The sequence below is a fragment of the Longimicrobium sp. genome, assembly GCF_036554565.1.
Lineage (GTDB): Bacteria > Gemmatimonadota > Gemmatimonadetes > Longimicrobiales > Longimicrobiaceae > Longimicrobium.
Genome location: NZ_DATBNB010000118.1, coordinates 1 through 9,568, shown reverse-complemented (window position 1 = coordinate 9,568; position 9,568 = coordinate 1). Strand labels below are relative to the sequence as shown.

The following is a 9,568-nucleotide window of genomic DNA, read 5'->3' as shown; positions in this document are numbered from 1 at the left end:
CGTGCGCCGGCCTTTCCGGCGCACCACCTTCGAGGTGAGTCCCATGAACGCCAAGAGCACGCCCGTTCCGGTCCAGACGCCCGCCGCCCGCAAGGCCTGGGTTCTGCCGCGCGTGGACACCCTTCCGCGCCTGACCAACCTGACGCTGGCGACCGGCGCCGCGATCAATGGCGGCGGCGACGTGAGCAACCCGGGCAGCAGCGTCTTCTAGGCCGCCGGCCCCGGCTGCACCCGACGACATGACCGACGAACAGGAATACCGCGTTCCCGACGACGTGCTGGCCGCCCACCTGGAAGGGGAGGCGGTGCTGCTGCACATGGACACCAAGGACTACTACCGCCTGAACGCCACGGCGGCGGCCGTCTTCAAGGGCCTGGAGCGCGGACTGGGCCGTGACGCCCTGGTGGACGACCTGTGCGCCCAGTTCGAAGTGGAGCGCGCCGACGCGGCCGCGGCCGTCGACGGCCTGCTGGCCGAGCTGGCGGAGCGCCGCCTGGTATCTCCCGCCGACGACGGGCAGGGGTGATGCAGCTGGCCGATGCCGCGTTCAGCGGGGTGTGGGCGGGGCTGCGCGTTCCCCTGTGGCTGCACGGCCGCCGGTGGACGGAGCTGCTGCGCGAACCCGCGGCCGCGCGGCCGGGCGCACGCCCCCCGAGAGGCGCGGTGCGTGCGGCGCTGGCGACCGTGACTGTGCTGGCACGCGTTCCCGGCCTGCCGTGGAAGCGCACCTGCCTGTACCGCAGCGTGGCGGAGTGCCTGGTGCTGCGGCGGTACGGCGTTCCGGCGGTGGTGCGCATCGGCGTGAGGAGCGAGGGCTCCGGCCAGATCCTGGCCCACGCCTGGGTGGTGCCCGACCCCGCCGCCGAGCCCCCCGCGCCCGACGCCATGCGGGCCTTTTCCATCAAGGGCTGACGCGCCCGGCGTGATCGCCCGCTCGCTGCTGCACGACGGCGCGCTTCGGATGGAGGTCGTCCCGGAGCTCCTGCGCGCCGCCTCGCTGTGGATTCCCCTGCTTCCCGAAGACACTCCCGCGGATCCGGCCGGTGCCGTGGTCCGCGTTCTCGCGTCCGGCGGGTCCGCGGTTGGCGCGCCGTCGTCCGCCGCGCCTACCCTGCGGATGGGCGACGTAGCCGCGTGGCTGGAGGGCGACCGCGCCGTGCTGGACGGGACGCTGGGATTCTACGGGATGGTGGACCTGGCATCGGGGGCCGCCGAGCTGCGGGTGCCTCCGCTGGCCGACCCGGCGCTCTCCGACCCCGTCGCCTGGAACCTGTTCTCGGCGGCCACGCTGGCCTCCGCGCTGCTGCTGGGGCGGATGGACCGCGCGCTGGCCCACGCGGCGGCGGTCGTGGGGGCGGATGGGCGCGCGTGGCTGCTGGTGGGCGATTCGCACGCGGGAAAGACCACCACCAGCGCCAACCTGCTGCAGGCGGGGTGGCGCTACGTGTCGGACGACCAGGTGGTGCTGTACCGCGCGGCGGATGGGGAGTTGAGGGTGGAGGGCTGGCCCCGTCCCTTTCACCTGGACGAAGGCTGGGAGGGCGGCGCCCCCCTGCACCGCCGTGGGACCACCGACCCGCGCGAGCGCTGGCCGGGGCGGTGGACGCGCACGGCGCCGCTGGCGGGCCTGCTGTTTCCGCGCGTGGAGGCCGACCGGCCGACGGCCCGTGAACCCCTGCCCGCCGCCGACGCGCTGGCGCGGCTGCTGAGGCAGTCGCCCTGGCTGCTGGCGGACCGCGGCGCGGCGCCCCGGGTGCTGCGGCTTCTGCAGGAGGCCGCGTCGCTCCCCGCGTACGAGCTGCGGCTGGGGCTGGACACGTACGCGGACCCGGAGCGGCTGGTGCGGGTGCTGACGTAGGGAGACGCGTCGACGAGCGGATTGGATTCGAGGACGCGTCGGCGATCGTGAGATTCGCGTGGTGTGTGGCGGATCCCTCCGTCGCTGCGGTCTGCCGTGCAGGCTCCACGGTCCCGGGTGGGCGCTCCGTCGGGATGACAATCGCGCTTCGGCAGGCGAGGGGCGCACCCCGGGTTTCCGGAGGGGCCCGGATCGTGTTAAATTCGTGCGCTGCTTTCACCTTCGCGCATTCGGGAAGGACGCGTCCAAGACCATGGAAACCCGCACGGCGCTCGTCGAGGGCCTGATGGCCCGCTTTCCCCACGTTCCGCGCGAGGCGGTCCTGAAAGAGGACCTGCTGCGCACGGGGATGGCGTTCGACGATTCGGCGCTGACCGACAACCTCGAGGGCGAAGTCAAGCCCAAGAGCTATTTCATCTTTTCGTTCGACCAGAAGCCGCTCGCGCAACTGGGCAACGCCGCCCGGCGCCGCCCGCCCGAGGAGGTTTCGCTCACCGGCGGGCCGTACGGGCTGCGCCGCACCATCGTTTCCGTCCGCGTGAACCCCGACTCGCCCTACCGCGTTTCGCGCGGGGCTGGCGGCACGCTGAACCTGTCGATGGACGGCGCGCCCATCGCCGACGTGGCGCTGCCGCCCATGCCGGAGTACTACCGGCACACGCTGAGCAACGGCAAGACGGTGATGGAGATCGCCCCCACCATCCAGTGGGGCTATCTGGTGTACCTGACCGTCTTCCGCATGTGCCAGTACTTCGGCGCCAAGGAAGAGTGCCAGTACTGCGACATCAACCACAACTGGCGGCAGCACAAGCAGGCGGGGCGCCCGTACACCGGCATCAAGCCCATCGACGAGGTGCTGGAGGCGCTGGCCATCATCGACCAGTACGACACCGGCCACACCTCGCACGCGTACACGCTCACGGGCGGCAGCGTAACGAGCAAGGTGGACGGCTACGCCGAGGCCGATTTCTACGGCCGCTACGCCGAAGCCATCGAGGACCGCTTTCCCGGGCGCTGGATCGGCAAGGTGGTGGCGCAGGCGCTGCCGCGTGAAGACGTACAGCGCTTCAAGGACTACGGCATCAAGATCTACCACCCCAACTTCGAGGTGTGGGACAAGCGCCTGTTCGAGATCATCTGCCCCGGCAAGGAGCGCTACGTGGGGCGTGAAGAGTGGCACCGGCGCATCTTCGACGCGGCCGAGGTGTTCGGGGCGCGCTACGTGATCCCCAATTTCGTGGCCGGGGTGGAGATGGCGCGCCCGTTCGGCTTCCAGACGGTGAACGAGGCCATCGCCAGCACCCGCGAGGGGCTGGACCACTTCATGTCGCGCGGGGTGACGCCGCGGTTCACCACCTGGTGCCCGGAGCCTTCCACGCCGCTGGGGCAGGACAATCCCGAGGGCGCGCCGCTGGAGTACCACATCCGGCTGCTGGAGACGTACCGCGAGGCGCTGGAAAAGCACGGCCTGCAGCCGCCCCCGGGCTACGGCCCGCCGGGGCCGGGGAACGCGGTGTTCTCCGTCAGCAGCTTCATGGACACGCTGGCCCCGAACGACGAGAACGCCGACGAGCTGATGGCCGCGGCCGCCACGGCCTGACCGGCCCGTCCGTCCTCATCGAGCGGAACGACCCCGCCGGCAGCGTGCCGGCGGGGTCGTTTTCGCGGCAGCGGCCGGCCGACCCCATACCAGATCCGCCGGGCCGGGAATAGCGCTACTGCTGGTGCTCGCCGCGGACCACGCGGGCCGTGTTCGGCGCGCGACGCGGCGTGACGGCCTCCCCGAGCAGGCGCGGCGCCTGAACGAGGTTCTGCACCACGTAGCGGGCGGAGAGCACCGCGCCCTCCTGCCAGCCGGGGAGGTACGAGACCTGGTCTCCCGCCACCCAGAAGTTCCCCTCCGGATGCAGCAGGCGCGAGTACGGCTCTACCATCTCCTCCGTCCACTCCGCCCAGCCGCCCTCCTGGAAGGGCACGTTCTGCCAGGCGATGCTGATCCCCTTTTCGCGCGGAACGTGGCGATCGAACTGCGGGTGCAGCCGCAGCGCGCCCTCGGCCGCCTTCTCCAGCCGCTGCGCGGGGGCCATGCGCCCGAAGTCGATGGCGTCCCGCTCGTAGTTGTACGTGCCGGTCAGCACGCCCCGGCCTTCGAAGAAGCCGCTGGAGGGGTACCACATCTGGGTGATGGGGTGGTCGATGTAGCTGATGCCGCCGTAGATCTGGTCGTCGTCCTCCCAGAACCGCCCGTTGGACTGCCACCCCACCTTGCAGGTGGGCGCGAAGCGAACGGCCGCGATGGCGGCGCGGAAGTCCGCGCTGAAGTTGTTGGGCGTGCGCGCCAGGATCGGGAGCGGGATGGTGCTGATGCAGACGTCCGCCGTCAGCTCCTGCTGGCTCGCCTGCGTGGCGGCGTTGCGATGGACCACGCGCACGCGCGACGGCGAGCCCGCCACCGTCTCCACCCGCACCACCTCGCGCCCCAGTTGCACCCGCCGTCCCAGCCGTGCAGCCATGGCGCGCTCGATCCGGTCCATCCCGCCGCGAGGCTGAAACAGGGTGGGCTGCCAGTCCCATTCCTCCGACTGGTAGAACTTGTGGTCCCAGAACCGCGATTTGACCAGTTCCGCCAGGGGCAGCGGCGGCTCGGGGTCGCCCGGCGAGGTCACCCCGGGCGGGATCACGTAGCCGGAGCGGGTGGACCCGGCGTACTCCCGCTGCTTGTTCAGGTCACCGAACACCTTGAGCAGCGACTGCAGCCCGGCCGGGTCTACCCCGCGCAGATCCTCGGCCAGAATGGGATCGTTGGCCGCCTTGGCCAGCAGTTCGGCGATCCAGCCGCGCGTGTCGTTGGCGATGCGGCGGTTGGGCACCGGCTGCTCCCCGAACGCCCGCGGCGTCTGGTACAGGTTGGCGCGCGTCATCATCACGTACGGCTCCAGCTCTACCCGCAACTCGCGGCACCAGCGGATGAGCGCCGTGTGGTGGTACGGAATGCGCCCGGGCCCGGCGTTGAAGTACAGCCCCGCGTCCATCCGAAACTTCTGCACCTCGCGCACGCCGTTTCGCACCTCCACCACCTCGCCGCCCGAACGCAGCGTCAGGCTGCGCCCGCCGGTACGCTGCTGCGCCTCCAGCACGCGGACGTCGAACCCCATCTCGAGCAGGTGCAGCGCAGCCGCCATTCCGCCCACGCCTGCCCCCAGCACCAGCGCGGTGCGCCCCCGCGCCGCATCGGGCGAGGGCTCCAGCGGCGGTACGGCGGCCTCCGCGTCGGCGCGCGCGTAGAGCGCCGCCGCGCCCCCGCTGAGGGCCATCGCTTCCAGGAACCTGCGCCGTGTCCAGCCGCCGCCCGATGCCTGCGTGTGGTCATCACTCATTGTTTTGCCGCTCCATTGTGGGGGGATGATCGAACTGCCCACAATAGATGCTCGCCGCCTTACCCGCAGGCAAGGAAATCGTCGGGAAGAGGCACGGATGAAGTACCCGCCGGGCAGGAGCCTCTTTTTCCGTTTGGACCGCCCCTACGGCCAGCGGCCTCCCGGCGGGCGCGGAACCGGCGCGGGACGCGGCGGAAACGGATCAGCCCCGCGACGGCTGCCGCCGAAGAAGAGGTCCAGCAGTTGCTGGCCGTGGAAGGTGAATGAGGGAACTACGATCCAGTTGGACTGGCGCAGATCCAGGGCGGAGGGGTCGTAGAACACCCCGATCTCCGGGCTGATCCCCAGCCGCTGAGAGCCCAGGCGCACACCGGCGAATGCGCCGATGGTGGGCTGGTCGGAAACGGCCCCGGAGGTCAGCGGGATCACCTGCATCGCCTTGACCCCCCCGTACGCCGTGGCGGCGCTGTTTTGCCGTCCCGACGCGAGCAGGCCGGCCTGCACCAGGGCGTGGTCGCCCAGGTTCACGACGCCGCCGCCGAACGTCGCCGCAACCGCCGCCCCGTCATGAGGCCCCGCGTCGAGCCGGCGCTTGTAGTCCACGACCACGCCTACGAACCCGGGGACCCGGATCCCCAGGTCGGATCGGTCGTCGATCCCGATGCGCGCCTCCAGGTCCACGCCGAACAGCGGCGAGTCTGATGAATCCGCGTCCTCGTAGTCGACACCCGCGGGGATGAAGTATGCCGACATGCTCGGCTCCATCGTCCCGACGGGCGTGGGCACGGCCGTGGTGCCGGCGGAGTACGGGATGCACCCCGCGGTGAGCGGCAGGACCACCGCGAGAATCAGGGGAGTGGAGCGTCGCATCATGGTCCGGGAGTGGAGGTGGGAAAATCGTCAGGCGGATAAGCGCTCCGCCTCTTCTTCGACGGGCATTTCCACGGCCTGGGCCTCCGGGCGCTCGTTCGCGTGGATCGGACGGACGCTCACGTCCACGCGGAAGCCTGCGGTCGCCAGCATGTTCACCAGCGAGTCGATGGTGAACGCGTCCAGCGTGCGGCGCTTCAAGTCGCTGATCCGCGGCTGGGATACGCCGAAAAGCTTGGCCGCCTCTTTCTGCTTCAACCCCCGTACCGCGATGATCTGCTCGATGTCGAGCATCAGGTCGCATCGAATCAGCATGTTTTCCGCTTCTTCGGGCGGAAAGCCGAGGTCCGCGAACACGTTCCCGTCCGCTGGGGTGGTGTGCTCGATCATGCATTCTCCTTTCGCATAGCCCTCAGGCGAACCATCTGCCGGTACCGCTTGGCCGCAATCTGCAGATGATGCTGCGGCGTAGTCTGCGTCTTCTTCTCGAACGCGTGCAGCACGTACACTGCCTCGGGAAATTTCGCGACGTAGATCACCCGATGCTGGACGGTACCGCCTTGAAAGCTCCGCACTCGGATCTCCGCGGCACCGGGGCCGACATCCTCCAGTGGCTTCCAGTCCGCTGGCGTCAAACCGTTTTGCACCGCACGCAGTTCAACGCCGGCCTGATTACGCGCCGCACGGGGAAAATCCCGTAGTTCCTGATGCGCACGTCCGATCCAATCAACCGGCTTTGGTGCTCCTCCCTGGATTATACTCAATTGCGATACTCCGTCAAGAGTGAAAGGTTGGATGCGAGAAGTACCACCTGTGGCGGGTTTTACATGCGGAAAAGAGATCCGCCCGCGAGGAGGTTCCTCGCGGGCGGATCGGGGCCCGGCTGGGGTGGCGCGCTGCGTTCAACTGGTGCCGGGAAGCACGTGTGTCGCCACCGCGACGTAGTGGCACACGCTGCCGGCCAGCACGAACAGGTGCCAGACGGCATGGGCGTACGGGCGGCGGTTGTGGTAGAACACCGTGCCGCCGGTGTACGCCAGCCCTCCCGCCACCAGCCATCCGATGGTCGTCGGTGACAGCGCCTCCAGCATCGGCGCGGCGGCGACCACCACCATCCATCCCATCCCGAGATAGATGGCGGTGGACACGCGTGGGAACCGGCCGGTGAAGAACAGCTTGAACACCACGCCCGCCACGGCCAGCCCCCACGCCACGCCGAACAGGCTCCATCCCCATCCGCCGCGCAGCCCCAGCAGCGTGAACGGCGTGTAGGTGCCCGCGATCAGCAGGTAGATGGCGCAGTGGTCGAACACCTGCAGCCGTGCCCGCACCCTGGGCGAGCGGGCGGCATGGTACAGCGTGGACGCGGTGTACAGCAGCACCAACGTGGTCGCGAACACGGCGCTGCTCGCCACCCTCCATGCGTCGCCGTACGCCGCGGCGCCCGCGACCAGCACCGCGCCGCCGGCAAGGCTCGCCACCGCGCCCACGCCGTGCGTCAGCGCGTTCGCCAGCTCCCAGCGGCGGTCATCGGATGCTTCCATGGGCGGTTTCGTTCGGAGTGGGCGTCGTTCACTCGCTCCCGTACGATAGTGGTGGCGGGGCAGGTCTGTAAAGCCTGTCCACTTGATGAGCGGCGCTCAGCGGGCCGGGCGGAACCTTCGCCCGAAAGTGTCCTCTTTTTGGGAACTCGCCGGGGGGTCCAGGGGTGAATAGGTTGATGGCGCGGTTCTGATCCCACGACGATCCCACCTTCCCGACCATGAAGATTCCATTCCCATATCGGCGCGCGGCCCTGGTGGCGGCGCTATTTCCCCTGGCGCTCGCCGCGGGGTGCATGACGGCTTCCAAGCGGCTGGAGCAGGGCGCAAAGCTGGAGGAGCGCGGCCAGTCTGCCGAGGCCGCGCGGCGCTACATCGACGCGCTGCGGCGCGATCCGTCGCTTGCGCAGGCCCGCGCGCGCGCGAACGAGACCGGCGCGCTGGCCATCGAACAGTACCTGGCGGAATCCTATGCCGCGGCGTCCGCCGGCGAGGTAGAGGAGGCGGCCGACGTGCTGCTGCGGCTGGATGGGCTGCGGCGCGACGCCGCGGGTGTCGGCGTGCAGCTGGCAGTACCGGCCGATTACGCATCCAACCGCCGCGATGTGCTGGACGCAGCGATCGAGGCGGCGGTGAACCGCGGCGCGCAGCTGGCCGCGTCCCGCCGCTTTGGCGACGCGCTGGGGCGGCTTGATCGCGCGGCGGACCGCTGGCAGCCTTCGGCGGCGCAGCGCGGGCGGTTGAACGAGGCGCGGGTGGCGACGTACGTAGCCTGGAGCGAGCACGAGGCGGAGCAGGGCCGCTTCCGCGCGGCGTACGACGTGGCGGGCCGGGCCATCGCCTCCCTCGGTCGCGACTTCCCCGGTGCGGAAGAGCTGCTGGAGCTGCAGGCCCGGGCGCTGGAGGAGGGCACCGTGCGCGTGGCGGTGCTCCCCGTGACGTCGGAGACGGGCGTGGAGGATGCGCTTCCGGTGGACTGGCTGCGCGAGGTGGAAGACGAGCTGGAGGCGGATGCGTGGGACGAGCCGCCCACGTTCATCGAGGTGATCGACCCGCGCGAGGTGCGGCGGGAGCTGCGGCGCGACGACGGCGTGCGCCGGCCGCGCGGCGGCGTCATGGCGGCGGCGAGCCTGGGCCGGGCACTCGGTGCGGACCTGGTGGTGCGGATGAGCGTGGACAGCGCGCGCACGGAGGAGCGCGACGTGCGCAGCGAGCGCCGCACGGCCCGCCTGCGCACCGGCGAAGACACGGCATACACGGTGCGCTCCGGCCGGCGCGAGCTGTGGGCGAGGGTGCGCTACGACATCGTGGACGTGCGCGAACGCCGCTCGGTGGGCGACGACGTGTTCCAGGTGGAAGGCCAGGCCCGCTTCCGCGAGCCCGTGTTCCAGGGCAACTGGCGCCAGCTGATGCTTTCGCGCGACGACCAGGCCCTGTTCGGCAACGAGGGCCGGCGCGACCAGCGGCGCCAGCTGTGGCGCTCGCTGACGGACGAGATGATCGAGAGGGTTCAGCGGGAATTGTTCGAAGACATCCTGCGCCTGGTCGACTGACGCCGTAGAGATCGGGTCTCACGCGGAGGCGCGGAGGTCGCGGAGAACGGCGGAGGTTCGGCCCGCTCGTCTCCTCGTCCTCCGCGCCTCGGCGGTTCACGCCGCGATCACGCGGTTGCGGCCCTGCGCCTTGGCCAGGTAGAGCGCCTTGTCGGCCGCGTGCACCAGCGCCGTCTTGTCGTGCCCGGGCGTGGCCGCGGCCACGCCCACGCTGGCCGTAACGCTCAGCGCGCCGCCCGGGATGGGCACCGTCATCTGCTCCACCGCCGCGCGAAGGCGTTCCGCGAACTCGCGCGCGCGGGGCAGATCCACGTCGCGCAGCAGCACCGCCATCTCCTCGCCCCCCAGCCGCGCCGCGAGGTCGCCCG

12 protein-coding genes are annotated in these 9,568 nt (G+C 70.5%); 6 read left to right on the top strand and 6 right to left on the bottom strand.

Annotation, left to right across the window (positions count from 1 at the left end; genetic code table 11):
* The 5 genes from VIB55_RS03240 to VIB55_RS03220 all read left to right on the top strand — a co-directional run.
* Positions 1-211, top strand: a 211-nt coding sequence (locus VIB55_RS03240) for a hypothetical protein (protein WP_331875229.1), incomplete at its 5' end; no start/stop codon positions are given.
* A 28-nt stretch (positions 212-239) separates the two neighbouring features.
* Positions 240-527 (top strand): PqqD family protein, encoded by a 288-nt coding sequence (locus tag VIB55_RS03235; RefSeq protein WP_331875228.1) that lies wholly within the window; start codon positions 240-242, stop codon positions 525-527.
* Positions 527-913 (top strand): lasso peptide biosynthesis B2 protein, encoded by a 387-nt coding sequence (locus tag VIB55_RS03230; RefSeq protein WP_331875227.1) that lies wholly within the window; start codon positions 527-529, stop codon positions 911-913. Before VIB55_RS03235 ends, VIB55_RS03230 begins: the two co-directional genes overlap by 1 nt.
* A gap of 10 nt (positions 914-923) precedes the next feature.
* Positions 924-1,859, top strand: a complete 936-nt coding sequence (locus tag VIB55_RS03225) for a hypothetical protein (RefSeq protein ID WP_331875226.1) — start codon at positions 924-926, stop codon at positions 1,857-1,859.
* Between the two features lie 253 nt (positions 1,860-2,112).
* Positions 2,113-3,459: a radical SAM protein gene (locus tag VIB55_RS03220; RefSeq protein ID WP_331875225.1), complete on the top strand. Its 1,347-nt coding sequence runs from the start codon at positions 2,113-2,115 to the stop codon at positions 3,457-3,459.
* 115 nt (positions 3,460-3,574) lie between these two features.
* On the opposite strand, the gene VIB55_RS03215 is transcribed toward VIB55_RS03220, so the two are convergent.
* From VIB55_RS03215 to trhA, 5 genes are all read right to left on the bottom strand, one after another.
* Positions 3,575-5,236, bottom strand: coding sequence for a flavin monoamine oxidase family protein (locus VIB55_RS03215; RefSeq protein ID WP_331875224.1), 1,662 nt, complete (start codon positions 5,234-5,236; stop codon positions 3,575-3,577).
* A 144-nt stretch (positions 5,237-5,380) separates the two neighbouring features.
* The gene (locus VIB55_RS03210) at positions 5,381-6,109 is read right to left on the bottom strand and encodes a hypothetical protein (RefSeq protein WP_331875223.1); all 729 of its coding nucleotides are present in this window, start codon (positions 6,107-6,109) and stop codon (positions 5,381-5,383) included.
* 27 nt (positions 6,110-6,136) lie between these two features.
* Entirely contained in the window at positions 6,137-6,496 is a 360-nt protein-coding gene (locus tag VIB55_RS03205; RefSeq protein WP_331875222.1) for a helix-turn-helix domain-containing protein, read from the bottom strand.
* Positions 6,493-6,870: a type II toxin-antitoxin system RelE/ParE family toxin gene (locus VIB55_RS03200; RefSeq protein WP_331875221.1), complete on the bottom strand. Its 378-nt coding sequence runs from the start codon at positions 6,868-6,870 to the stop codon at positions 6,493-6,495. Before VIB55_RS03200 ends, VIB55_RS03205 begins: the two co-directional genes overlap by 4 nt.
* Before the next feature lie 138 nt (positions 6,871-7,008).
* On the bottom strand, positions 7,009-7,650 hold the full coding sequence (gene trhA, locus VIB55_RS03195; RefSeq protein ID WP_331875220.1) for a PAQR family membrane homeostasis protein TrhA: 642 nt from the start codon (positions 7,648-7,650) through the stop codon (positions 7,009-7,011).
* Positions 7,651-7,868: 218 nt separating this feature from the next.
* On the opposite strand from trhA, the gene VIB55_RS03190 reads away from it, so the two are divergent.
* The gene (locus VIB55_RS03190) at positions 7,869-9,200 is read left to right on the top strand and encodes a hypothetical protein (protein WP_331875219.1); all 1,332 of its coding nucleotides are present in this window, start codon (positions 7,869-7,871) and stop codon (positions 9,198-9,200) included.
* Positions 9,201-9,296: 96 nt separating this feature from the next.
* Here VIB55_RS03190 and VIB55_RS03185 read toward each other — a convergent pair.
* A partial coding sequence (locus VIB55_RS03185; RefSeq protein WP_331875218.1) for a GGDEF domain-containing protein occupies positions 9,297-9,568 on the bottom strand: 272 nt, incomplete at its 5' end.

Coding starts and splice junctions, on each gene's coding strand:
- VIB55_RS03235 (WP_331875228.1), top strand. CDS start 240: ATGACCGACGAACAGGAATACCGCGTTCCCGACGACGTGCTGGCCGCC.
- VIB55_RS03230 (WP_331875227.1), top strand. CDS start 527: ATGCAGCTGGCCGATGCCGCGTTCAGCGGGGTGTGGGCGGGGCTGCGC.
- VIB55_RS03220 (WP_331875225.1), top strand. CDS start 2,113: ATGGAAACCCGCACGGCGCTCGTCGAGGGCCTGATGGCCCGCTTTCCC.
- VIB55_RS03215 (WP_331875224.1), bottom strand. CDS start 5,236: ATGAGTGATGACCACACGCAGGCATCGGGCGGCGGCTGGACACGGCGC.
- VIB55_RS03210 (WP_331875223.1), bottom strand. CDS start 6,109: ATGATGCGACGCTCCACTCCCCTGATTCTCGCGGTGGTCCTGCCGCTC.
- VIB55_RS03205 (WP_331875222.1), bottom strand. CDS start 6,496: ATGATCGAGCACACCACCCCAGCGGACGGGAACGTGTTCGCGGACCTC.
- trhA (WP_331875220.1), bottom strand. CDS start 7,650: ATGGAAGCATCCGATGACCGCCGCTGGGAGCTGGCGAACGCGCTGACG.
- VIB55_RS03190 (WP_331875219.1), top strand. CDS start 7,869: ATGAAGATTCCATTCCCATATCGGCGCGCGGCCCTGGTGGCGGCGCTA.